The sequence below is a fragment of the Streptococcus pasteurianus genome, assembly GCF_004843545.1.
GTDB lineage: Bacteria > Bacillota > Bacilli > Lactobacillales > Streptococcaceae > Streptococcus > Streptococcus pasteurianus.
Window position 1 is genome coordinate 1,044,809 of the sequence record NZ_CP039457.1, and the last position, 25,369, is coordinate 1,070,177.

Consider the following 25,369-nt stretch of genomic DNA (forward strand, 5'->3'; position numbering starts at 1 on the left):
TCTTAGTAATGTCTAGTGAATTTTTGTTTTTCACTGTCCACTAACTATTAGGGGAGTATATTAAAACGAGGTTTGTCTTTTTTATCTTCTTAAATTATGATAAATACGCATTCTGTTGGATTAATAATTAGTTCACTACCTGAAAATACTTCTCCTACTAGTTCAGGCAAGGTTCCATCCTCTCTTAAGGATAGTGTTTCACCATTTAGAGTGATTTTATCAGCGCGTTTTTGACCATCCTTACCAGATAAACGGTAAATATGTGCTTCTGATTCTAACTTCAAACTAGTCGCTTCCAGCTCGGAATTATTAATAATTAAAATTGCTTTTCCATCCTTTTGGTCTTTGCGAGAATGAACAAAAACATGGGCTCCCTCTTGGATTGGAATTTGACTATCAAAAACTTCTGTTCCCATCAAACGGTTCCATAATAATACCGCAAAATAGTTTGGTCTTGGATCAAATACTTGACGTGCTAAATAACCATAATCTGATGAAGCTAAGGTATTATGGAAAATAATACCGTCGGTAAGTTTTGCAAATGTTCCCATTTCATTTAAGGTCCGCGGAACATCTAAGTAAGTAGAGGCCCAAGTATTTCCTCCCCCACCAGCATCACCTGACTCAGTTACCCACATTTCTGCACCCGGAACAAATCGATCACGTAATGGCAGGTAAGTTTTACAAAAATCTGAGGCTACAGACAAGTAGGCTTCTGATAATGCATCTTCTGACGACCAATGGCCTTCTGGCATAACCGAAGCAAGACGTTCTGAAATACCGTTATAGTAATGGTAAGAAAAGATGTCTAATGGAACCCTCGTACCTTCTAATAAATCTTCGCAATTAACAGTTTCACGAGCTACCTGCTCAACACCACCAGCACCACTTTGATTATTTGGATTTCCGAAAGTGATATCATCTCCACCAGTTGAACTTGGACCGACTTTTAAACAATTTGGATAATGTTCTTCCAACCATTGGAAAAATAAATCTTGGTCACGACGGTAATGTGCAGCAGTGTAACCTTTTGGAAATCCAGTATCTTCTAACATATTTGGTTCATTGGCGAATTCAACAGCTTCAATCGGAACACCATATGCCTGACTTAGTTCAAAGATTTTTTCAGCTTCAGTCGGATGCCAAGGCTCTTCAGCTGAATGTAAACCTGGGCAATTGGCCATTGAAATTTTTAAATGGCCTCCAACGGCTTTAACAAAATCAAGAACCCCAATCCACTGTTCTTTAGTAAGAACATTAAGATATCCTTGAGGAGGTTTACCTCCTGTTTCATCAACAAAATCATAGTAAGTTTTTGTTGACCAAGTTCCTGAAACTCTAATCCATGCTTCCCCTAGAGCTTTGGTTAAATAACGAAGTTTTTCATTTGACAAGTCAATAGGATCATATTCTTGCATCAAATCCTTATACATAGCCTCAATCCCATCATTTGAAGGTTCAACATAAAACGCTTCTTTACCAGAAATCTGATCGTCTGAGTAAGCCTTCCAAAAAGTTCCACCTGTTACTTCAGCAAACTCCACATTGTATGAAGCTAAAAGTGGATTGATATCACGAATTTTATGTAAATTATCTAAATCAAGTGTAATAGTTTTAGTCATAATACTCTCCTTATTAAATTGTTAGAGCGTTATTTAAACACCAGAATAAGCTGAAAAACCACCGTCAATAGGAAGGACAACTCCATTTACAAAACTTGCTGATTTTTCATCTGCCAAAAAGAAGAGACCACCAATCAATTCTTCTGCTTCCCCAAAGCGATTCATTGGGGTTTGATTAAGAATTTTTTCCGCACGCTCTGAAGGTGAACCGTCTTTGTTAAAAAGAAGACCTCTATTCTGGTTAGTTACAAGAAAACCTGGAGCGATAGCATTACAACGAATACCAACTTTTGAAAAATGTACTGCTAACCACTGGGTAAAGTTTGAAATAGCGGCTTTAGCACCAGAATAAGCAGGGATTTTAGTCAAAGGAGTAAAAGCGTTCATAGAAGAAATATTGACAATGTTTGCTCCTTTACGCCCAACCATATCTTGTGCAAAGACTTGAGTTGGAAGCAATGTGCCCAAGTAATTAAGGTTGAACACAAATTCAATACCTGATTGGTCAAGATCAAAAAATGTTTTTGTATCTTCAGGTAAATTTGTTTGATGGAATTCATTATCGGTAGTAGCTTTAGGATTGTTTCCACCTGCACCATTAATGAGAATATCTGTTGGTCCAAAGTCTGCCAGTACCGCTTGACGGACTTCTTCTAAATTATCTTTATCTAGAACATTAACTTTGTATGCTTTAGCGACACCTCCATTGACTTCAATCTCATCAACAAATTTTTGTGCCGCTTCTTGATTCAAATCTAATAATGCAACTTTGGCACCTGCTTTGGCGAATTCCTTTGCCATGTAACCGCAGAGTACACCCCCAGCTCCAGTAACCACTACTACTTTATCTTTAAATTCAATAACTTTAGACATAAGTTTACCTTATATTTATGTTAGTGGGGAACTCCCACCAATATAAACCCTTTCTTTAATTATCTTTAGAGTTGCTTTATACTTAACTGTGGATTAGTATCGTTTACCAATCGATTTGGTGATTTAAAAGAAGCTCTAACCACAGCTCTTTGTTTAATTGGTAATGAGAATGATAACGCTTTGACATTTTATCTTGTATTCTTACACAAGATAAAATGTCCGTGGAACGAACAACAGTCGCTAATCGTTTTGAAATGAACCAAAACCTTATGTTCTATGTTGGTGTTAATATTGCTAAAAATAAACACGATTTAGCCTGTATCAGTGAGACTGGAGAAATGGTGATGACTAACTTTAAGCTTGCCAAATCACAATCTCTTAGAAAAACTAAGACAGGTAGGAAAGATGCCCTTTTAATGGCTCATAAGCTACGCTCTGACGTGACCATTGAACGTTATCAAATAGATAGGGACGATTACATATCTTCAACTGTTTTTTTAACAATTCCAAAATCAGGTGTTTTTCCTGCTGCACGCATGTTAGCTTCATACAAGCCATTGAAGTAGGTAGCACCTAATGCACGATCATACAAGCCATACCCAGGAGTTTTCGTCTGATCTCCCCAAATACGTCGACCATGATCAGGACGAAGTGCTCCCTTCCAATCATATGCAACTAATAACTTCACAATGGCATTCATATCAATATCACCTGCTTGTGATAAATGAGCTGTCTCTTGGAAGCCCCAGTCTCCAGCAGTTACATTGCGTGTGTGCATAAAGTTAATGCGATTACGCTTTAGGGCATATTCAGTCATGGCGATAACATCATTTTTGGGATTTGAAGCATAAGAACCTACACACATGGTAATACCGTTGTTTTCTGAATCATAAATATCCAAAAACCGTTCAACAGCATCTTGTCCAGTGATAATTCGAGGGAGACCAAAAATCCTATACGGAGGATCATCAGGGTGAATTGCCATTTTTACTCCAGCAGCCTCAGCAGTTGGCATAATTGCTTTGATGAAGTATTCTAGATTCATCCATAAATCTTCTTCTGAAATATTATGACGATAATTTTCAATAATAGCTTTCATCTCTTCTTTTGAATAAGATGAATCCCAGCCCGGTAGATTTAAATCATCTGCTATAGGATCAACATCTTCTAAATCCGATTTCAAAAAGGCTAATGACGTTGAACCGTCTGGTAGTGGGTGATTAAGATCTGAACGCGTCCAGTCAAAGACTGGCATAAAATTATAACAAACAACTGGAATCCCTGCTTTTCCAACGTTTTCAATAGATGTCTTATAATTTTCAATCAATTTATCTCGATTAGGTTTACCTTGTTTGATATCTTCATGAACCGGAATTGATTCGATAACAGTAATTTCAAGACCAGCATCTTCAACTGTTTTTTTCAACTCTAAAATATTTTCTAATGGCCAAGCTTGTCCAACCGGAACATCGTAAACAGCTGTCACTATCCCTTGCATTCCTGGAATAGCTTTTATTTCTTCAAGTGATACGGGATCATTTTTCCCATACCAGCGAAACGACATTTTCATAATAATTCCTCAAACCTCAGTTTTTATCATTTCTAAAATGAAAATAAAACTGATTTTTTCCTTTCTTAGTTAAAATATTCTACTGCATTGTTGTAAGCAATATCTTTTGCTAGTTGACCAATTGCTTCATAGTCTTCAGGAACTTCTCCATCTATTATCCATTGCCCCAAGAAGGAAGCTAAGATACGTCGGAAGTAATCGTGTCGTTGATACGATAGGAAACTACGAGAGTCTGTCAACATACCAACGAAATTAGCTAATACACCTTGTTCAGATAAAGCAGTCATTTGACTCAGCATACCTGACTTGGTGTCTGCAAACCACCAACCTGCTCCAAACTGAAGATAAGATTTGACGTTCTCCTCATTACTTTGGAAATTAGCTATAGTATTGGCTACAGTGATGTTATAACTTGGATTCAAATTATACCAAATCATTTTAGGTAACTGATTTTTTTGAGCAAGGTTATCTAGAAGATGATTCATGTTGACTGCAAGTGAAACTTGATCACCAAGGGAATCTACTCCTACATCCGCTCCTAATTTTTCATAAATACCTGTGTGATTATTGCGAAGTGCTCCAAAATGCACCTGAGTTACAAAACCATATTGCTTATATAAACGGCACAACTCTGCAAAAACAGCTGTTTGCCATTGGTTAATTTCTAACTGATTTGGCCGATATCCTACTTGTACTTTTTTCAAAAGATGATCTAACATTTTAGGAGTTGTTTCTTCGTAGACAATCTCAGTAAAACTAATATCACTGGCTTTGCAACCATTTTCAGCAAAATAAGCAATTCGTTGTTCTAAGGCAGAGATAAGATCTTTAAATGTCTCTATTGAAATTTCTGTTACCTGACTTAACCGTTGTGTAAAACTACTAAAGTTTTTATGTTCGATGAAGGCTTCGTCTGGACGAAAAGTTGGAGCAACTTCTGTTTCAAAAGTTTTGTCCGCAGCTAACTTTTTATGCCATTCTAATGTGTCTAACGGATGATCCGTTGTTCCGATAAAAGTAACTTTACTATCTCTAATCAATTTACGAGGACTGATTTTTTTATCTATAAGATATTGATTGACACGATTATAGATAGATTCAGCATTTTCTTCCGTTAAGACTTCCTCTACGCCAAAGACATTTCTCAATTCCATAGCTGACCAGTGATAAACAGGGTTACCGTACGCTCTAGATAGGCTGCGTGCAAAAGCTTTAAATTTATCTAGTCGACTAGCTGACCCCGTGATTTCTTCCTCGGAGATGCCTTGAGCTCGCATAAGACGCCATTTATAGTGATCCCCACCAAGCCATAAATCAACAATATTATCATAAACCTTATCTTCAAAGATTTCTTTTGGATCAAGGTGACAGTGATAATCAAAAATAGGTTGATCTTTAATCTGCTCATACAATTTACAAGCTGCTTCATTAGTTAACATAAAATTTTTATCATTGAATCCCATTTTGACCTCCTATTGCTGCTACAAATTCTTTAGCTATTTCTGTCACCGAATTATACCCTTCACTATCCACTCGAGCAGCTAGAGCCGATCCTATACCAACTGCACAGGCTCCAGCTTTTTTCCATTCAGCAACATTGACTGCTGAAACGCCTCCAGAAGGCATTAAATCTACTTGAGGAATAGGGCCATGAATGTCTTTGATAAAACTCGGTCCTACGACACCTCCTGGAAATACTTTAATAATTGGACATCCAGCCTTCATTGCTGTCACAATCTCTGTTGCTGTAGCACAACCAGGAAAATAAAGATTTCCTTCTTGGTTAGCGATAGTTGCAATATCTTGAGAAAAATATGGACTCACTAAAAACTGCGCTCCTGCTGCAATTGCTTTATGAGCAAGTTCTGGTGTCATTACTGTTCCAGCTCCTATAACTACATCTTCACAATCTGCAAATTCCTCAGATAAATCACTGATGACTTGTACCGCATTTGGCGTCGAAAATGTAATTTCAATATTACGAATCCCACCTGCGATAGCACGGCGTGAAATTTCTTTTGCATCCTTTTCATCCTTGCCACGTATAACAGCAAAGAAATAATTTTTTTTTAAAATAGTTAACATATATTCCTCCTGTATTTGTAATCGCTATCATAATTACATTATAGAAGTCATCAGATGATTTGTCAAGCTTTTTACTGAAAAAATAAAAAAAGATTGAGAGGTACTCAACCTTTTTTTATTTTAATTCTATAAACAAATTTATTTTGATTTTGGTAACCCTTGAATGTCTATATCCTTTTCGTACCAATCGTTTAACACTGTTTGCCTAACTGTTAAAATATGTGACAACATACTATCGTAAGCAGCTATAGGATGTCTGGATTGAATCGCTTTTAAGATATTCCTATGTGCTTCAATACTTGATTGTTTCATCCGACGATTTGTATAATCTTCATTAATGATTTGGATGGATTCGTTAATAACAGGGATTAAACTTTTAACAGCAACATTACCACTCATTTCTGCTAATAAGCTGTGGAATTGCACATCCAGTTCTAGATGTTTCGGATCGTCCGCTGCTAGTGCTTCTTCGATCTCAATCGCAATTTGTTCCAGTCGCTGGATATCCTCTTCCTTTCCGAATTGGGCTGCGCGTTCAGCGATTCTAGGCTCTAATAAATACCTTAATTCAAATAAATCAGTCGTTAACTTAATGCGATCTTTCACAAAAGCAAAGCCAAAAGGATCTTCTACTACTCCTCGCTTAGAACTAATATAAGTTCCTGAGCCTTGTCTCACTTCAAGGATATTGCGAGCCACAAGACTCCTGACTGCTTCACGAACAGTGCTGCGTCCTGCTCCAAGTGCTTCAGATAGATCATATTCGTTAGGCAATTTTTGCCCAACTTCGTAACCATTATCTAAAATAAATGCCATCAAACGCTCAGCAGTTTTGTCAACCAGTGGCCGATCTGCCATAATCTTTCCTCCTAAATCAGTTTAGGACTATTATACTATTTTTTTAGACTTATAACCATAATTAGGAATAGATTCCCAACGTTTTTTGAAGTGTCTTACTACGCTTTTAGGTTGTCGATTTCGAGAAAATAGACCTTTATGATTCCCTTGTACGCGAAGAATCATTAAGTTGGTTTCAAAATCAGCAAAATTCCAGACTTGCTCACCAACCAGATTAGGAATACTATCAAATACTTTGTGACTCATATCATAAAAATCAATTTGGAACTCTTCAGTATAAGGAGTATGCCACATAGAATGAAGGCCAGGAAGAGTATCAGCACCATATTCTGTCATCACAATAGGTTTATCAGGGTATAGTGCTTGCCACTCTTCTAACTCTTTCCCTAATTCCTCTTCTGCTTTCACCAAATTTCCGTGTTCAACATACCAACCATAATAGCGGTTGAGACAGATAACATCAACAAGATCCATAGCTTTATCGTTTTTTGGATTTGCCATCATAATATTGACGAGAGTAACTGGACGTTTTTCAGGGTCTAAATCTTTATATAACTTGACCAAAGGTTCAAAATACTCATGTGCTCCTTCTTCGTGACTTGCTGGTTCATTAGCAACAACCCACATAACCACCGAAGGATGATTTTTGTCTCTCTTAACTAATTCTGCAATAACTTGCTCATGTGCTTCTTTCGTTTTCATGACATTCCAAGTCCCATTATCTTTAGGAGATAAATCTAAAGAGGCATTGAAGTTCTGGAATAAACCAACTGCTGGAACTTCATCGATAACAACAACACCTAATCTATCAGCTAAACGCATCATTTCTTCTGAATAAGGATAATGAGAGGTTCTGAATGAATTAGCTCCAATTTCTTTTAATAAATTCAAATCTAATAAGTTAGCCGCTTCGTTCAAGCCTCTTCCATTGATAAAGGTGTCTTCGTGTTTTCCAAAGCCCTTGAAATAAAACGGTTTTTCATTAATTAAAAACTGTCCATCTGCAACACGGATACTTCGGACACCGAATGGCTCATCATAAGTATCGACAACTTCCTCGTCTTTTATTAATTCAACATGGACTGTATATAAGTAAGCATCCAAAACTTCCCATAGCCTAACATTATGAAGTGTAGTTGAGCCATTTTCTAAAATAGCTACTTCTTTATGCTCCTCATCAAATATCGTAATATTGATATCATCTACTTCTTGACTAGAAGTTACATCAACATTAACAATCGCTGACTTTAAATCATCAGATAACTGACTTGTAATCACTAGATCTGAAATGTGAATCTTAGGTCGAACAATGAGTTTGATTGGTCGATGAATTCCTGCATAATTGAAGAAATCAAAATTCTCTTGAACCTTCTTCTTAACGCTTCCATCTTCTCTCACTTCCTCGCTATAGTTACCGACCGGAAGCGTCTTATAATTAAGTTCGTTATTGGCACAAATAGAAACTTTTATTCTGTCTTCTGACAGAAGTTTTTCTGGAATGATAACTTCAAATGGAGTAAATCCCCCACTATGTTCTCCTAAAAATTCTCCGTTCACATAAATTTTAGCGTGGTGTGTGACTGATCCAAAACGCAAGACTGCCTCTTGATTTTCTCCAATTGGAGGTAATTCTATAAAGCGCTCGTACCAGAAATCTCCAATATAATTCCTTTTTTCTTCATCTACAACAACATCATTAAATGATGTTGGTACCATCATAACTTCACTTGAGCTCAAAAGTTTTTTTGGATCATGACTACCAAGTTTAAAGTTCCATAATCCGTTTAAATCATAAATACTCCGTGTTTTTGTCAATATTGGATATAACATATCATTTCTCCTATCGTTTAATATCTAAATCACCTTTTGTCATAAACTGTGTAATATCTTTTTTAGTCACTATATTAATATCACCCTCGATAGTGTGCTTGAATTTAAAACTAGCCATTCCAAGTTCTAAAGTTTCTTTAACTGAAGCGTTTTCAATAAGACCATAAATAATACCTGCTGTAAATGCATCACCAGTTCCTACACGATCCAACACCTGTATTGACTCACGGTCTGTTTCATATAATTTCTCATCTTGTCCATCATATAAATAGGCTTTTAAAAGATACTCATTAGTCGCACCGATTTCGCGTTCTGTAAAAGCAATATACTTCAAATCATACTGATCAACCATTGCTTTTAAAACCATTAACAATGCATCGCGATCTTTATAAGGTCTTGATAAGCCTAAATCATCTTTTAAGTCAGTTCCACGTTCACTTACTATCGAAACAGGCTCAATTCCAATACATACGTCTGCTAAAGAAACTAGTTTTGATAACTGCTCCCGTGCATCTTGAAATGATTTCCAAAGACTCTCACGGTAATTCAAGTCAAATGAAATAGGAATGTTTTGGTCTTTCGCTTTAGCCATTAAAGCAAGTGCAATATCGTAAATTCTAGGATTTAATGCTACTGTTATACCGCTAATATGAAGCCAATCCATATCTTCTATAATAGCATCTAAATCGTAATCTGATAATTGAGATTCATAAAATGATGAATACTTACGATCATACAAAACACGACTACTTCTTAAAGAAAAACCTTTTTGATAGTAATAAATTCCAAGCCTATTTCCTGTTTTAACTAAATGTTCTTGATCTATTTGATGTGCAAACAAGAAAGACTCTGCCATGTGACCTAAGTCATTATCTGGTATAGCAGATACTATAGAAACTTTGTGCCCCAACTGTCCTAAGGTTGAAAGAACATTAAGTTCTGAACCTCCAAATTGGCAGTCTAACTGTGTAGCCTGAGTGAGCGTTTGATGCTGTGGAGGTGATAACCTTAACATAATTTCTCCAAAAGCAACAACCTTCATTTCAACCCCTCCTTATAATAAACGAGTATTTGTAAAAAATTATTTTTCCTTAATCTAACGGATATTTAGATAAATCCACATATTCCATATCAGAAAGTGGAACATTCTTAGCAATGTCTCTAACACGTTCTTCATCTTTTGCGGCTTTCATAACATGTATTTTTTCTTGAATACGAGTCATTTCTTTAACATCTAACTTGTAGTAATGCATTAGGAAAAGAGAAATGCAAAGGAAAGCCGCTGGAATAACAGCAATCAATAAGATAGTAACCCACTTTAATTCAGGTGTCAGTGGTGTTCCAACAGTAGGGTATTCTTTTGTAAAGCCGATTGCAGCTACACCCCAACCAATAACCATAGGTGCAAAAGAAGAGGCAATAGAATCTGTTAGTGAAAAAATAGTCCCAATCATACCAGAAACGTAACGCCCAGAAACAGAAGTTTCGTAATCTGAGATATCAGCCCCCATTGTTAAAACTAGTCCTGAAGGGACACTTGATACATAACGCCCAACGATATAAGTAATACAGAATAGAATCGTATACAAATTCACATGTGTTAAACTTAATTTTCCAGGTTCACCAAAGAATAGAACGGCTGCAAAAGATAACAAACCAATAATGCCGATTTTTAGGGCTAAAACATAGGCTGTTCTAAGTCCTTTACGACGAGCAAAGGCAGAAAAAGCAAAATTAATAATCATTCCAGGAATAATCACAAGTAAACTAAAGTTTCCTGCTAAATCATAATTGCCAAATAAAATAGCAAAGAGCATTACTGTCATAACAGCATCACTAAATAATTGTGTCACAAATTTTACTAAAGCAGCAGATAACGATAATACTTGAAGTGGTTTATTCCCTTTAAGAACCTTCCAATAATCTTTTAAATCTGTTTTTTGAGTTTTTTCACCTAAGCCAAAGTATTCTTTGCGATCTTTTTGCCAAATTCCAATAATAGCAATCACACCTAAAACCGCTGAAATGCTAATTACCCAAAAGACAAGAACATCAAACATCTCACCTGTAAAACCACCGTATTGTTTAACCAAGATATTTGTAATCACATAAGCAACAGCTGTTGATAATGCAGTAGTAACAATGCCATCTACCATGTTAAAAATAGGACGTTGCTTTGGATCGTTAGTTAAAGCTGTTTGACCAGCCTTTGTGACAGTCTGTTGGAATGAATAACCGATTTTGTGCACAATTAAAGCAAGTAAAAACATCGGGAATCGTAAAGATTGTCCAAACATATCAATGTTGAATAGGAACCAAAAAGATGCCGCTGTTATTAAATTTCCCAGAATAATAATTGGACGATACTTTCCAAATTTTGTATCTGTCTTATCTATAATGATTCCGATAGCAGGGTCAATCACACCATCGAAGATACGAATATACCCCATAATTTGACTGATAGCAATTGCTGCCAATCCAAGTATTCCTGTCGCAAAATAAGTGATATAGCTAAAAGTAAAAATGTACATGTTACTAGATGAATTGTTCATCGCAAAACATACAATTTGCCATAATTTTGCTCGATTGTAAGCGACTGTATCGCTTCTCTCCATTTTGTGACTCATCTGAAGTCCTCCTTGTCGCTTTTTATGAAAGCGTTTTTATTTAGTTATATTTTATTATTCATCAGATGAATTGTCAATATAAAATTTGAAAAACTTTAAAAATAATGTTTTTTTATTAAAAACGCGCATAAATCATCTGATAATTAAGAAGGGCAACTTATTAGAAATTAAAAACATCCATATTTTTAGAGAGTCATGGGGTGAATCAACAAAAATAGCAGTAGAATATTTTATCAAGCTTAATAAAAAAGATTTAGTCCTACGTGGTATAGAACTAAATCTTTTACTTAATATTGTCATTTATTATCTTAACTCTTAGAGTTCAAGACACAACATTTCTTTTTTATTTTACATCATGTTGTTAAAGTCCCAGACTTCTGTCCAGCCTTCGTAGAAATCAGGCTCGTGGCAAACCATGAGAATGCTTCCTCTGTAGGATTTTAGGGCACGTTTGAGTTCTTCTTTGGCATCAACGTCCAAGTGGTTGGTTGGTTCGTCAAGGACAAGAACGTTATTTTCACGATTCATTAATAAACAGAAGCGAACTTTGGCTTGTTCACCACCTGAAAGCACCTGAATTTGGCTTTCAATGTGTTTTGAAGTCAATCCACAACGTGCAAGTGCTGCACGGACTTCTGCTTGATTGAGCGCTGGGAAAGCATCCCAAACAGCTTCGAGCGGCGTTTGACGATTTCCTGCTACGACTTCTTGTTCAAAATAACCAAGTTCAATGTAATCGCCACGTTCAACACTACCTGAAATTGGCGGAATAATACCAAGCAAGCTTTTCAGCAAAGTCGTTTTACCGATACCATTGGCACCAATGATAGCCACTTTCTGATTGCGCTCAAAAGTGAGATTGAGTGGTTTTGTCAATGGGTGGTCATAACCGATTTCTAAATTCTGTGTCTGGAAGATGAAACGACTTGGTGTACGCGACTCTTTAAATTCAAAAGAAGGTTTCGGCTTTTCAGATTGTAACTCGATGCGTTCCATCTTATCCAATTTTTTCTGACGTGACATTGCCATATTACGTGTGGCAACACGCGCCTTGTTACGATTAACAAAATCTTGTAAGTCTGCGATTTCTTTCTGTTGACGTTCATAAGCTGCTTCTAATTGTGCTTTTTTCATGGCATAAACAGCTTGGAAATTATCATAATCACCAGTATAACGCACCAAATCATGATTTTCCACATGATAAACGATATTGATAACATCATTTAAGAATGGAATGTCATGTGAAATTAAGACAAAGGCATTCTCGTAATTCTGTAAATAACGTTTCAACCATTCGATGTGTTCGGCATCAAGGTAGTTAGTCGGTTCGTCCAAAAGTAAGATATCTGGTTTTTCAAGCAACAGTTTTGCCAATAACACCTTGGTACGTTGCCCACCAGAAAGTTCGGTAACATCAGAATCCATACCAAAATCCATCACACCAAGGGCACGCGCGACTTCATCAATTTTAGCGTCTAAGGTGTAAAAATCACGTGATTCCAGACGGTCTTGTAGTTCCCCTACTTCTTCCATCAAAGCGTCCATATCAGCGCCATCATCCGCCATAGACATATAAATCTCGTTGATACGTGCTTCTGTCTTGAAAAGCTCATCAAAAGCTGTTCGCAAAACGTCACGCACGCTCATTCCTGCCTCAAGAACCGTGTGTTGATCCAAATAACCAGCCGTTACGTATTTTGACCACTCTACTTTTCCCTCATCTGGCTGCAAATGACCAGTAACAATGCTCATAAAGGTTGATTTTCCCTCACCATTGGCTCCGACAAGACCGATATGCTCCCCTTTTAACAGACGAAATGAGACATCCTCAAAAATCGTGCGCTCACCAAAACCATGACTTAAATGTTTAACTTCTAAAATACTCATTATTTATATTACTTTCATTCGTTTTTTATTGAAAATAGCTGCGCTAGCAGCCTAATTTTCAAATAATCTTTTCAATTATAGCATGAGTTTAAAGCCTAAATCAATGTTTTCTTTTATGAAAACGTTGATTTTCAGTAAGTAAAAAAGCTCTTGTTCAAGAGCTTGAAAAATCATTCAGAAATGGTTTTGGGTTGTGCGTGATGTGAAAAGATTTGTTTGAGAATTGGGTAGAGAATTGGAACAGAGATAATCGTTACCAGAGCTGAACCAAATGTACCACCGATTTTAACCAAGGCTGCTAGGAAAGCAACTTGAAACTGGAGACCACCAGCAACGCTATTGATAATCGTGTATTTGACAAGATTACTAATAATTTTTGTTATCGCTGCAATAATCCCAACAATAATAACGTTGCGCCTTTTATCATCAGAGTGCATTAATTTTTCAAACACAAAATGAAGAACCAGACAAACTATCAAAGACTCTAATATGGTAATCCAAACTTCTGCAGCGTATCCATTTAACACATCGAATAAACCTAGTCCGATAGCTGCTACTAGCGCACCTAATCGTGAACCGTAAAGTAAAACTGCAACAACCACTAAAGCATTTCCGAAATGGACAAATTGAGCTCCAAGAGGAATACGCAAAAATTGGACACTAATGAAAATTAAAGCTGCATATAAGCTTAATTCGACAAGTTGACGTGTAGTGAGATGTTTCATTCTTTTTCCTCCTTCAAGTGCTTCATTTGAATAGCTAAGTCCAACAAATAAGGTTCATAACAAAGTCCTAATTTCAAATCTCGTTTCAACTCTAAAGTCAATTGCAAGGTTTTATCAATAAAATCAAGCGCTACTTCTGCTGTTTTATCCAACGATAAGCCATGAAAATAACCAGCTCCCAAAACAGCACACAATAAATCACCTGTTCCAAAAAAATGATGCGGATAGGCCTTAGACATATGATAAGTGACGCTGCCGCTCTGTTGATTGAAATGTGCTAATCCGATTTGCCCTGCTTTGAAAGAAACACCCGTTAAAATCACGTGCTTATTATGAAATTTTTTAAGCCTTAAAAGCAATTCTTCAATATCTTTTCTTGTATAATCTTCACCGAGATAAGGAACATCTGCTAATAAACAAGCTTCAGTAATGTTTGGCGTAATGACATCAGCATTTTGGCAAAATTGCTGCATGGCGGTCACAAAATCTTGCTGATAGCCTGCATACAAACGCCCATTGTCAGCCATGATAGGGTCAACAAAACGTGCCAGTTTTCTTTGCTTAGCAAATTCTGCTATTTGATGCAATTGTTCTTGAGAGTTGAAATAACCAGTCATCAAGCCATCAACAGAAAAATTTATAGTATTCCACTGGGTTAAGAAGCCTGTTGTCGCTTGATTCAATTTTGTAATACTAATATTTTCAAAACCACCTGTATGCGACGATAAAAGCACTGTTGGCAACGGAATGACCTCAATCTGACAAGCTGACAAAATAGGTAAGGCCGTTGACAAGGCGACCTTGCCCAAACCGACAATATCATTGGCAACGATAACTGACTTTGTAGGATTCTTCATAAAAAGCAACTTTCTAATCTTTTCTCTAAAATAGCGATATCTTTAGATTAAGAGATTAAAAATATTGTAAGAAAATTCAATTTATAATACAATAGAAACAATTAAAAACTGTACGGGGACAGTCTATGACAAGTAAATATCAAGAAATCATGACGGCTATTGTAGAACAAATCGAATCTGGAATCTTAAAAAAAGGGGATAAAATCCCTTCAATTCGTGTCCTTAGTCAAACTTATCATTGCAGCAAAGACACGGTACAACGGGCACTTTTGGAACTCAAATTTAAAAATTATATCTATGCTGTTAACAAAAGTGGTTATTATGTTCTTGAAGGCAAAAGTCAAAAAGAAGAGCCACTTAATTTGAGTTTGACAGAATATAATAACATGGCGTACGAGGATTTCACGACGTGTTTGACAGAAACGTTAGTTAATCGTGAAAATTACCTTTTTAACTATTACTATCAACAACAAGGGTTGCAAGAGTTAATTCTATCCTTAAAAAACTACTTGGAAAAAGGGGCTATTTATGCTAAGGAAAACGATATTTTAGTCACTTCAGGAACCCAACAAGCGCTTTATATTCTTTCACAAGTTTCATTTCCAAATAAAAAGACAACGATTCTCTTAGAACAGCCGACTTATCACCGTATGATTGATTTAGTGGCTTCGCAAAATCTTCCTTACCAGACGATTGAGCGTGATTTTAACGGCATTGATTTGACGACATTAGAACGATTGTTTAAAACGCAAGATATCAAGTTTTTCTACACGATTTCACGTTTTTCAAACCCACTCGGGCTATCTTATACCGCAATTGAAAAGCAAAAAATTGTAGAATTAGCTCAAAAATATGACGTTTACATCATCGAAGATGATTACATGGGAGATTTCACGAAATCAACGGATTTGCCCCTGCATTATTATGATACGTCAGGTCATGTTATCTACCTAAAATCATTTTCAATGACCATTTTTCCAGCTTTGCGTCTTGGGACAATTGTGCTTCCTCAGCCACTAATGCAGACTTTTCTGGAATACAAAAAAATGATTGACTATGACACCAATCTCATTATGCAAAAAGCCTTGTCTCTCTATTTGGATAGTGGCATGTTTGAAAAAAATCTGAATTATCTGAGTCAGGTATTTCATGAACAAGTTGCTAAAACGACCGTGCTTCTCTCACAATTTCCAAATATTCAGCATTACAGCGCATCTCTCCAGCACCTTCTGATCGAATTGCCACAAGATAGACATTTAGGAGAACTCAAATTTACCAATAAAATCAATTATTTAGAAAATAGTTATCTGACAACTCCTCAAAAGCGTTTTATCCAAATTCCAAATGATATTCATTTATCAGAAACGCTAAATATTATTGCAAAATAATCTAATATTATGAGTTCTGATAATGCAAAGAATCCCCAGAAATTTAGCTTTCTGAGGATTTTTATGTTTACATTAATAATCTGGACGTAAAACACCTGTGACTGTTTCTTTGGTAGCTTCAACATCACCGTCAATGACAACGTCGATAATGCGTTTTGCATCTTCTGGTGGGCATGATACCAATGGTAAACGCAATGGACCAGTTTCAAATCCAAGGTAATTCAACACCGCTTTGACTGGTGCAGGACTAGGATAAGAGAACAATGCATTGACTTTCGGAATGAATTGACGTTGGATAGCTGCTGCTTTTTTAATATCGCTGTTTTCAATCGCTGTAAGCATTTCGTGCATTTCGTCACCGTTAACGTGAGAGGCAACAGAAATAACACCGTCAGCCCCAAGATTCATCGCATGGAAAGCGTCGCCATCCTCACCTGTATAAATCAAGAAATCATCAGGCTTGTGCTCGATAAGGTAAGCCATATTAGCAAGGCTTGTACATTCTTTCACACCAATAATATTTGGGTGTTCAGCCAAACGCAACATGGTTTCTGGTGTCATTTCAACAACAACACGACCAGGAATATTATAAATGATAATTGGAAGCTCGCTCGCATCGGCAATTGCTTTAAAATGTTGATACATACCTTCTTGAGACGGTTTGTTATAATAGGGAACAATAGCAAGACCAGCAGCAAAGCCACCAAATGCAGCTACTTCGCGCGCAAATTCGATAGAATCGCGTGTGTCATTTGTACCAACACCAGCAATTAACGGTACGCGACCATTAACGATTTTTTGAACAGCAGCAAAGAGCTCTAATTCTTCATCGTGGGTTAGTGTTGGACTTTCAGCAGTTGTTCCTGCTAACAAGATTCCATCAGTGTGGTGAGCAAGCAAATGTTCAACAAGTTTTGGCAGAGCATCAAAATTAATTGAGCCGTCGGCATTAAATGGGGTAATCATCGCAGTGATGATTTTTACATTTCTTAAATCTTCAATAGTCATAGTAATCTCCTATTCTGTTAATTGTGTGAGATTTAGGAATTGGTTTACAGTAAATATGCTCAAAGACCAGTCTCCTAGGAAACTGGCTTGAGTTATTTATGATTATTTGAGTTCAAATTTAAGTTCTTTAGTTGGGTGTACAAGACCACGTTCATGGAGAGTTTCAGCAATTTGAACAGAATTCCATGCTGCACCTTTAAGGAGGTTATCTGAAACAACCCACATATGGATACCATTTTCAACATCTAAGTCTTTACGGATACGACCAACGAATGTTTCGCGTTTGCCAACAGCATTAGCAGCTTGTGGGTAAAGTTGGTTAGCAACATCATCTTCAAGGACAGCTCCTGGGAAGGCAGCGATTGCCGCTTTAACTTCTTCAATTGGTGCTACTTCTTTTGTTTCGATATAAACAGATTCGGAATGAGAGAAAAGAACTGGCACACGAACACAAGTTGCAGAAACTGGAAGGTCTGGTTCTTCCATGATTTTCTTCGTTTCGTTTGTCATTTTCATTTCTTCGTAAGTGTAGTCATTGTCAGTAAAGACATCAATTTGCGCAAGAGCGTTAAATGCGATTGGGAAGTGTTTCTTATCACCACCGCATGGCAAAATATCAGCGTGAACATCTTTTGGTTCAGCACCGTCATTGACTACTTCTTTGATTTCACGAATAGTTTCGTTAATAGCTGATTGACCTGCACCAGATACGGCTTGGTATGTTGAGACGATAATACGGCTCAAGCCCCATTTTTGGCGGACAGGTTCCAAAGCAACCATCATTTGGATAGTTGAGCAGTTTGGACAAGCAATGATACCGTTGTGAGCATCCAAGGCGTGAGCATTGACTTCAGGTACGACAAGTGGCACATCTGGATTTTGACGGAAATATGATGTGTTATCGACAACAACTGCTCCTGCTTTAACAGCATATGGAGCGAATTTTGCTGACACAGAACCACCTGCAGAGAAAAGAGCAATATCAACGCCTTCAAATGAATCCTCGGTTGTCAATTCAACAGTAACATCTTGTCCCTTATACTTCAATACTTTTCCAGCAGAACGTGAAGATGACAAAAGACGTACTTTGTCAATAGGGAGTGTTGATTGTTCTAATTGTTGAATCATGCGAGTTCCAACGGCGCCTGTGGCACCAACGACAGCGACTGTATAGCCCATTTCAATACCTCTTCCTGGAAAATAGTGTACTATTCTCAATTTTCTAAAAAATTATAGTAGATACATTATACAATTTTTTGAGGTAAAAGAAAAGACTGAATTTTACTTAATTTTAAAAATATTTTGACAACAAAAAAATCCCTACCAAAAAGTAGGGAAACGAGGCACTCAAATGAGTGTGACAAAAAGGTTCACACAAATTGTCAAAGTCCGCTCCTGCGTTTCTAGTCGAACTAGAATGACCTCCTCTGCGCAAATAAACTCTCAAGTTGAGTTAATTCGGCTCATCGCATGCAACTAGTATATCACAGATAGTAAGATTTGCAAAGAGCTACTCTCACATCAACGGTGCGATGGTTTTGACAAGGAGTCCAATGATTTTTTCGTATGCTGGGCGATTATTAACCATTTCAGGGGTAACGCGTTTGCAGTCTTTTAAGGTTTGCAAACAGTCCTTATAAATATCCTGAATGGCATCGACTTTGTACATATAGGTAGCACATTCAAAATGGTGATACAAACTGCGGTAATCAAGGTTAATTGTCCCAACGACAGCTTTGCTATCATCGCTAATAAAGACTTTAGCATGAACAAAACCTGGTTTATAAAGATAAATTTTAACACCAGAGCGCATGAGTTTACTGAAATAAGTCTTGGCTAGAGCATATGGAATTGGTTTGTCAGGGATTCCTGGCATAATAATTCGGACATCTACACCACGTTCAGCCGCAAAACAGATAGCATGCTCCATTTCACTATCCAAAATAAGATAAGGTGTCATGATATAAACGTAGTCTCTGGCGTGGTTGAGGATATCAATATAAACATTTTCTCCTATTTTGTCGATATCTAAAGGAGAGTCCCCGTAAGGAATGACATAGCCGTTGGCACGCCTTGATTTCTCATGTTCAACCAGATAAGGCTCAACAACCAATTCTTTTTCGGTTACAGACCACATTTGCAAGAAAAGCACGACAAAACTGTTAACAGCTTCGCCCTCAAGCATGATTGCAGTATCTTTCCAATGACCAAAACGTTCTAATTTATTAATGTATTCATCTGCCAAATTCACACCACCTGTGAAGCCGACTTTACCGTCGATAACAATGATTTTTCGGTGGTCACGGTAATTATAATAAGTCGAGATAAATGGTGAAATTGGTGAAAATGCTTTAGCTTGAATTCCTAGTTTTTTCAGACGTTGTGTATAGTCAAAAGACAAGGTTGAAAATTCAATCATACCGTCATAAAGAACACGGACTTCGACACCTTCTTTCACTTTTTGCTCGAGAATACTAAGAATTTCACCCCACATAATTCCTTCAGCGATGATGAAAAATTCCATAAAAATGTACTTTTCGGCTTTCAGTAGCTGTTTTTTTAATTCTTCAAAAAAAGCTTCACCAATCGGAAAATAAGTGACCTCTGTATTTTGATAAGCTGGGAAATTTCCACGACTGCGGTCAAAATATTGTACCAAATGATAGGTTGTTGATGTGTTACCTTTTAAAACTTTCAAAATCTCTTGATTGTCTGGCAAATATTTAGCACTACTATCAACCAATTCGTTCATTCGTTGCTTGAGTCCGCGATACCCCCAATCACGTTTGGTGTAAATGAGAAAAAGCGACCCCAATAATGGCGCGATCATAACCAAAATCAGCCATGTGACACGCGAGAGAGCATCCATCTCACTATTTACCAAATACAAAACAGCTGTAATAGCCAAAGCGCGCTCGATAATTTCCATCCAAATGCGGTATTGATCAACCCAAGCAAATGAAGCTATCAAGAAAAACAGTTGCAGTATCAAGAGAACAGAAATAACGGTTGTTCGACTAAAAATCCCTCGAAGAAAACTACGTCGGCTCTTATCCAACAAGCGCATAGCTTTATCTTTGTTTTTATTTTTATTTTCGATAATCATAACCTCCATGTTCGTCTGTTCTTGCTAACCATTATATCATATTTTGAAAGATGTTTTTATAACTTTGAACTATCGAAGAGACTTCTGAGTCGTGATATAATGTACCGAACTTATAAATGGTATAGGAGGAGCAATATGTTAACAACGATTTTAACAGCTATTCTGTCTTTTGTTGGTACAAATATCGATGATATCTTTGTATTAATTTTGTATGCAGAGGTAACAACGCGCCATGGATTAAAATAAGTCGTTCTCGGACAGTATGCTGGAATTGGGTGTTTGGTTGCGATAAACATTTTAGGTGCATTAGGAACACAGCTTTTTCCACCACAATATGTAGGATTGTTAGGATTTCTTCCAATAATTCTTGGAAGAAAGGCTTGGTTTGATTATCATAACAAAGAAAAAACGAAGGCAAACGGAGCAGATAATATTGGAGTATATATTCCTGTATTTAGCCAATATGACTTAGTTGATTTTTTCACTACTTTAATTATCTTCGCTGGCATGATTTATTTGTGGTGTTATATAGGACACCATATAGCAAATATTTCTTATGTTAGAAAAAAATAACATGCTATCAACAGATTCTTGTTCCTTTAGTTCTAATTATTTTGGGAGTAAGTATTCTTGTTAAAAACTACCTTTAGAATAGTTTACTGAAAACAAAAAGATTGGTGCCTAACGCTACCAATCTTTTTTGTTTTCAATTTTAGAACAATCCGATAGCTGTGCCGTCTTCAGCGACGTCCATGTTAAGTGCAGCTGGTTTTTTAGGTAAACCAGGCATTGTCATCACATCACCTGTGAGAGCGACGATGAAGCCTGCACCAGTTTTTGGTACAAATTCACGGATTGTGATATCAAAATCTTCTGGTGCTCCGAGGAGTGCTTGGTTATCAGAGAAGCTGTATTGTGTTTTAGCCATACAAACTGGCAATTTATCCCAGCCGAATTGGGCAAATTGTTTCAATTGTGTTTTGGCTTTCTTGCCAAAGATAACTTTGTCACCGCCATAGATTTCAGTCACAATCTTAGTAACTTTTTCTTCAAGAGAATCTTCATCTGAATAAAGACGTTTGTAATCGGCATTACCATTTTCAACAGCATTAACAACAGCATTGGCAAGGTCGATACCACCGTCAGCACCATTTGCCCAAACGCTAGCAAGTTCTACTGGAACGTCGATTTCAGCGCAAAGTTCTTTAAGCACAGCAATTTCAGCTTCAGTATCTGCGACAAATTCATTGATTGCTACGACTGCTGGTACGCCAAATTTACGAACATTTTCAACGTGACGTTTAAGGTTAGCAAATCCAGCACGAACTGCTTCAACATTTTCTTCACCAAGGTCTGTTTTAGCTACGCCACCATGCATTTTAAGGGCACGAATTGTAGCAACAATAACAACCGCATCTGGTGTTGTTGGAAGATTTGGTGTTTTGATATCAAGGAATTTTTCAGCACCAAGGTCAGCACCAAACCCTGCTTCTGTGATTGTGTAATCAGCTAAGCGAAGCGCTGTTGCTGTTGCAAGAACTGAGTTACAACCATGAGCAATGTTAGCAAATGGTCCGCCGTGAACAAAAGCTGGTGTTCCGTAGATCGTTTGAACAAGGTTTGGTTTGATAGCGTCTTTAAGGATAAGTGTCAAAGCACCTTCGACTTTAAGATCACGAACGTAAACTGGTGTACGGTCATAACGGTAAGCAACCACGATATTTGCCAAACGTTCTTTCAAATCGTTGATATCAGTTGCTAAGCACAAGATTGCCATGATTTCTGAGGCAACAGTGATGTCAAAACCGTCTTCACGTGGAATACCATTAACAGGGCTGCCAAGACCAATTGTGACATGACGAAGGGCGCGGTCATTGAGGTCAACAACACGTTTCCAAATAATACGACGTTGGTCAATGCCAAGCTCGTTTCCTTGATGAAGGTGATTATCGATAATTGCTGAAAGGGCATTGTTTGCCGTCGTAATCGCATGCATATCACCTGTAAAGTGGAGATTAATATCTTCCATTGGAAGAACTTGGGCGTAACCACCACCTGCTGCTCCACCTTTGATTCCCATGACAGGACCAAGAGATGGTTCACGCAAAGCAAGCATAGTTTTTCTGCCGATTTTATTTAAAGCATCAGCAAGACCGATTGACATTGTTGATTTTCCTTCACCTGCCGGTGTTGGGTTAATCGCTGTTACAAGAACCAATTTACCTGGTTTGTTTTCTTGGATAGATTTGATTTTATCGAAAGACAATTTAGCTTTGTATTTGCCATAAAGTTCAATATCATCAAATGTAATACCGACTTTTTCAACAACTTCTGTGATTGGTTTGAGTGCGACACTTTGTGCAATTTCGATATCAGATTTCACGGGATTCTCCTCTGGTTAGTTAATGATTAATAAAAATATTATAACATACTTTTTCAAAAACGCACATTATTTCCTTTTGTAAATATCAATGTTCGTTTTTTGTGTTTATGAAATTTACAACAATAGTTTTAAATTAATTAAAAACAACTTTTCGTTAAATACGATAACTTAGGCTAATATATGATTGTCTCGGTAAAAGAGTTTTGAGAGTATTAAACCAATCCCAGTACTAATCAGAACTTTTAATAAACTAATTACAAGTCAAAAGGACAGTTACTAATAAGAAATACCGAACAATCAAGGTCAAAAGTAGATTACTTCGGTTGAAAACAAGATTTGTATTTAGTAAGCCTTGGATTGTTGCACTGATAAGGCTGATTGTTTGGTGATATTAATTATTCCACCATCAATATTGAGTGTAGATATTTCTTAAAGAAGTATCTTCGTTATTATTATCGGAATGAATAGCACCTTCGGTAGAAGTCAAATTAAGACCTGATAAAAATGATGCCACCACTCCTGCTAAAGGCGCTAGAAACATTAATCGCATGAAAATGGAAGATTCACCGTATGTTCGTTTAGTATTCGTGGATTTTCTGCCATAGCTTATCTAACTTCTTCAGATTCAGAAACAGCAATTAAACCATTTAAATAAAGGGTGGACTAACAGTAAAGGTATTGACAACACTACTGTCGTAACGTTCCAAAACTACCATCTGAATAGATAGCTAAATCATCATAATCAGATTGTCGATTGGTACTACGATATATCACACCGTTTTTAATCACATAACCTGACGTATTAGCGCTGTAATAGTCACCGTTAATGGCAAAAATGCATTTTTACTTGAAGCTATACTAGACGTGGTTTCTGTAATATTCGTTCCCAAAGTGTCCTGCGCTAACGCTGTTTTTAAATAATCTGTACTAGAAAGTGTAATATCTGCTACATAATACGTTGTATTGCTTGTGTTTCCTGTCGTAATGATGATAGAGATATTGTCATCTTGATATGAAGTATCTGTTGTCGTCACTTCGCCTGTTTCTGTCGATGCCGTCGTGCTACTGCAACTTTAGTTACCGCTGATGGTATCACAAATGTTTTCAAAAGAACATAAACATTTGCAGATAATATAACAAAGTGTAAGCATATTTTTTAGAAGTCTCATCACCTTCTCTGTTCATCCAACATAAACTTAGTTAAGCCTATCAAATTTGGCCAAAGATCTTCTGAAAAATAGCTAAAAGAAAACCAAATTCTTGATTTTTGTATTAATCAATTTACGAAAAAAATGTTTTTGTGTACAATAAATCTATGAAAATCTTAATCACATCTGGTGGAACAACCGAAAAAATCGATTCTGTTCGTGGTATTACTAATCACGCAACAGGAAGTTTAGGAAAATACATTGCAGAAATGTTTTTACAAAATGGGCACGAGGTGACTTTAGTAACAACCAAAGGAGCTGTCAAACCACAAAAACAACCATATTTGACAACCTATATCGTCTCAAATGTTGATAGTTTGGTTGAAACTTTAGAGCCACTTGTTAAGACACATGACATTTTTATTCATAGCATGGCTGTGTCTGATTACACTCCTCTCTATATGACTGATTTAGATGAGATTGAAAATGCTGAGCACATTTCAGATTTGCTGACACAGCAAAATACCGAATCAAAAATTTCATCTAAAGCAGACTATCAAGTGCTCTTTTTAAAGAAAACGCCTAAAGTTATCAGCTTGATCAAAACATGGAATCCTGATATCATGCTGATTGGCTTTAAATTATTGGTTAACATCAGCAAGGATGAATTGTTTGCGGTGGCGCGTGCTAGTTTGAAGAAAAATAAAGCACACTATATCGTCGCCAATGATTTAAGTGAAATCAATGGGACACAGCACCACGCTTATTTGCTCAGTGAAAACGACGTAACCGAAGCCGAAACAAAAGCTGAGCTGGCTAAATTAATTTTTGAAAGGGTGACAAATCATGACTAAAACAATCGTACTGGCTGTTTCAGGGAGCATTTCTGCCTATAAAGCAGCTGATTTAAGCAATCAGTTAACCAAATTAGGGTATCAAGTGCACGTTTTAATGACTGAGGCTGCAACGCAATTTATAACGCCACTAACATTGCAAGTTTTATCAAAAAATCCTGTTCATCTTGATGTTATGAAAGAAGACGACCCAAAAGTTGTTAATCATATTGAACTAGCAAAACAAGCCGACTTATTCGTAGTTGCTCCTGCTTCTGCTAATACAATCGCTAAATTAGCTCATGGTATCGCAGATAATATTGTTACAGCAACTGCGCTAGCTTTGCCGACAGATACTCCCAAATTGATTGCGCCAGCTATGAATACCAAGATGTATGACAATCCACTAACGCAACGCAATTTACAAATCTTGCAAGAAGTCGGTTATCAAGAAATTGAACCGCGTTCAAGCATGCTTGCCTGCGGTGATGTTGGACGTGGTGCTCTTGCTGAATTAGACGCTATCATTCAAAAAATTCAAGACACCATTGAGAACTAAAAATCAAAAC

The 25,369-nt window shown here is 36.9% G+C and carries 21 protein-coding genes and 1 pseudogene; 5 read left to right on the forward strand and 17 right to left on the reverse strand.

What is annotated here, in order from left to right; translation table 11 throughout:
* Positions 1–89: 89 nt before the first annotated feature.
* Together E8M05_RS05565 and E8M05_RS05570 are read right to left on the reverse strand one after the other, a co-directional pair.
* Entirely contained in the window at positions 90–1,622 is a 1,533-nt protein-coding gene (locus E8M05_RS05565) for a hypothetical protein (protein WP_048791164.1), read from the reverse strand.
* 33 nt (positions 1,623–1,655) lie between these two features.
* Positions 1,656–2,495: an SDR family oxidoreductase gene (locus tag E8M05_RS05570; protein WP_048791165.1), complete on the reverse strand. Its 840-nt coding sequence runs from the start codon at positions 2,493–2,495 to the stop codon at positions 1,656–1,658.
* 221 nt (positions 2,496–2,716) lie between these two features.
* On the opposite strand from E8M05_RS05570, the gene E8M05_RS11280 reads away from it, so the two are divergent.
* Positions 2,717–3,061 (forward strand): hypothetical protein, encoded by a 345-nt coding sequence (locus tag E8M05_RS11280; protein WP_193389817.1) that lies wholly within the window; start codon positions 2,717–2,719, stop codon positions 3,059–3,061.
* On the opposite strand, the gene E8M05_RS05580 is transcribed toward E8M05_RS11280, so the two are convergent.
* The 10 genes from E8M05_RS05580 to E8M05_RS05625 form a co-directional block, all read right to left on the reverse strand.
* Positions 2,971–4,065: a mannonate dehydratase gene (locus E8M05_RS05580; protein WP_048791166.1), complete on the reverse strand. Its 1,095-nt coding sequence runs from the start codon at positions 4,063–4,065 to the stop codon at positions 2,971–2,973. The two genes, E8M05_RS11280 and E8M05_RS05580, sit on opposite strands and share 91 nt — an antisense overlap.
* A 65-nt stretch (positions 4,066–4,130) precedes the next feature.
* Positions 4,131–5,528, reverse strand: coding sequence for a glucuronate isomerase (gene uxaC / locus E8M05_RS05585; protein ID WP_048791167.1), 1,398 nt, complete (start codon positions 5,526–5,528; stop codon positions 4,131–4,133).
* Positions 5,515–6,150 (reverse strand): bifunctional 4-hydroxy-2-oxoglutarate aldolase/2-dehydro-3-deoxy-phosphogluconate aldolase, encoded by a 636-nt coding sequence (locus E8M05_RS05590; RefSeq protein WP_048791168.1) that lies wholly within the window; start codon positions 6,148–6,150, stop codon positions 5,515–5,517. The genes uxaC and E8M05_RS05590 overlap by 14 nt, the downstream gene beginning before the upstream one ends.
* 138 nt (positions 6,151–6,288) lie before the next feature.
* Positions 6,289–7,008, reverse strand: a complete 720-nt coding sequence (locus tag E8M05_RS05595) for a FadR/GntR family transcriptional regulator (protein WP_003064808.1) — start codon at positions 7,006–7,008, stop codon at positions 6,289–6,291.
* 30 nt (positions 7,009–7,038) lie between these two features.
* On the reverse strand, positions 7,039–8,838 hold the full coding sequence (uidA, locus tag E8M05_RS05600; RefSeq protein ID WP_048791169.1) for a beta-glucuronidase: 1,800 nt from the start codon (positions 8,836–8,838) through the stop codon (positions 7,039–7,041).
* Positions 8,839–8,848: 10 nt separating this feature from the next.
* Positions 8,849–9,880, reverse strand: a complete 1,032-nt coding sequence (locus tag E8M05_RS05605) for a sugar kinase (protein ID WP_003064810.1) — start codon at positions 9,878–9,880, stop codon at positions 8,849–8,851.
* Positions 9,881–9,929: 49 nt separating this feature from the next.
* Positions 9,930–11,465 carry an MFS transporter gene (locus E8M05_RS05610; protein ID WP_013851833.1) on the reverse strand — a complete coding sequence of 512 codons (1,536 nt, stop codon included), beginning with the start codon at positions 11,463–11,465 and terminating at the stop codon, positions 9,930–9,932.
* 348 nt (positions 11,466–11,813) lie between these two features.
* Positions 11,814–13,352, reverse strand: a complete 1,539-nt coding sequence (locus E8M05_RS05615; protein ID WP_048791171.1) for an ABC-F family ATP-binding cassette domain-containing protein — start codon at positions 13,350–13,352, stop codon at positions 11,814–11,816.
* Positions 13,353–13,522: 170 nt separating this feature from the next.
* Positions 13,523–14,077, reverse strand: coding sequence for an ECF transporter S component (locus E8M05_RS05620; protein ID WP_003064814.1), 555 nt, complete (start codon positions 14,075–14,077; stop codon positions 13,523–13,525).
* Complete coding sequence (locus E8M05_RS05625) at positions 14,074–14,934, reverse strand: pyridoxamine kinase (RefSeq protein ID WP_061100428.1); 861 nt, start codon at positions 14,932–14,934, stop codon at positions 14,074–14,076. Before E8M05_RS05625 ends, E8M05_RS05620 begins: the two co-directional genes overlap by 4 nt.
* A 125-nt stretch (positions 14,935–15,059) precedes the next feature.
* On the opposite strand from E8M05_RS05625, the gene E8M05_RS05630 reads away from it, so the two are divergent.
* The gene (locus E8M05_RS05630) at positions 15,060–16,322 is read left to right on the forward strand and encodes an aminotransferase-like domain-containing protein (protein ID WP_048791173.1); all 1,263 of its coding nucleotides are present in this window, start codon (positions 15,060–15,062) and stop codon (positions 16,320–16,322) included.
* Positions 16,323–16,394: 72 nt separating this feature from the next.
* Here the strand turns inward: E8M05_RS05630 and dapA are convergent, their stop codons facing one another.
* From dapA to cls, 3 genes are all read right to left on the reverse strand, one after another.
* Entirely contained in the window at positions 16,395–17,330 is a 936-nt protein-coding gene (gene dapA / locus E8M05_RS05635) for a 4-hydroxy-tetrahydrodipicolinate synthase (protein ID WP_003064817.1), read from the reverse strand.
* 102 nt (positions 17,331–17,432) lie between these two features.
* Positions 17,433–18,509 (reverse strand): aspartate-semialdehyde dehydrogenase, encoded by a 1,077-nt coding sequence (locus E8M05_RS05640; protein ID WP_003064818.1) that lies wholly within the window; start codon positions 18,507–18,509, stop codon positions 17,433–17,435.
* Between the two features lie 337 nt (positions 18,510–18,846).
* Positions 18,847–20,436, reverse strand: coding sequence for a cardiolipin synthase (cls, locus tag E8M05_RS05645; RefSeq protein ID WP_043910179.1), 1,590 nt, complete (start codon positions 20,434–20,436; stop codon positions 18,847–18,849).
* A gap of 279 nt (positions 20,437–20,715) precedes the next feature.
* Between cls and E8M05_RS05650 the strand changes: the two genes are divergently transcribed.
* Positions 20,716–21,009: a cadmium resistance transporter gene (locus tag E8M05_RS05650; protein ID WP_048791174.1), complete on the forward strand. Its 294-nt coding sequence runs from the start codon at positions 20,716–20,718 to the stop codon at positions 21,007–21,009.
* Between the two features lie 139 nt (positions 21,010–21,148).
* On the opposite strand, the gene E8M05_RS05655 is transcribed toward E8M05_RS05650, so the two are convergent.
* A complete protein-coding gene (locus tag E8M05_RS05655; RefSeq protein ID WP_003064828.1) occupies positions 21,149–22,819 on the reverse strand; it encodes a formate--tetrahydrofolate ligase in 1,671 nt (556 codons plus the stop codon).
* Between the two features lie 609 nt (positions 22,820–23,428).
* Positions 23,429–23,972, reverse strand: a pseudogene (locus E8M05_RS11865) (phosphodiester glycosidase family protein); the annotation flags it as partial.
* A 162-nt stretch (positions 23,973–24,134) separates the two neighbouring features.
* On the opposite strand from E8M05_RS11865, the gene E8M05_RS05665 reads away from it, so the two are divergent.
* Positions 24,135–24,821, forward strand: a complete 687-nt coding sequence (locus E8M05_RS05665; RefSeq protein WP_048791175.1) for a phosphopantothenate--cysteine ligase — start codon at positions 24,135–24,137, stop codon at positions 24,819–24,821.
* Positions 24,814–25,359: a phosphopantothenoylcysteine decarboxylase gene (coaC, locus tag E8M05_RS05670; protein WP_003064838.1), complete on the forward strand. Its 546-nt coding sequence runs from the start codon at positions 24,814–24,816 to the stop codon at positions 25,357–25,359. The genes E8M05_RS05665 and coaC overlap by 8 nt, the downstream gene beginning before the upstream one ends.
* The last annotated feature ends 10 nt before the right edge of the window (positions 25,360–25,369 follow it).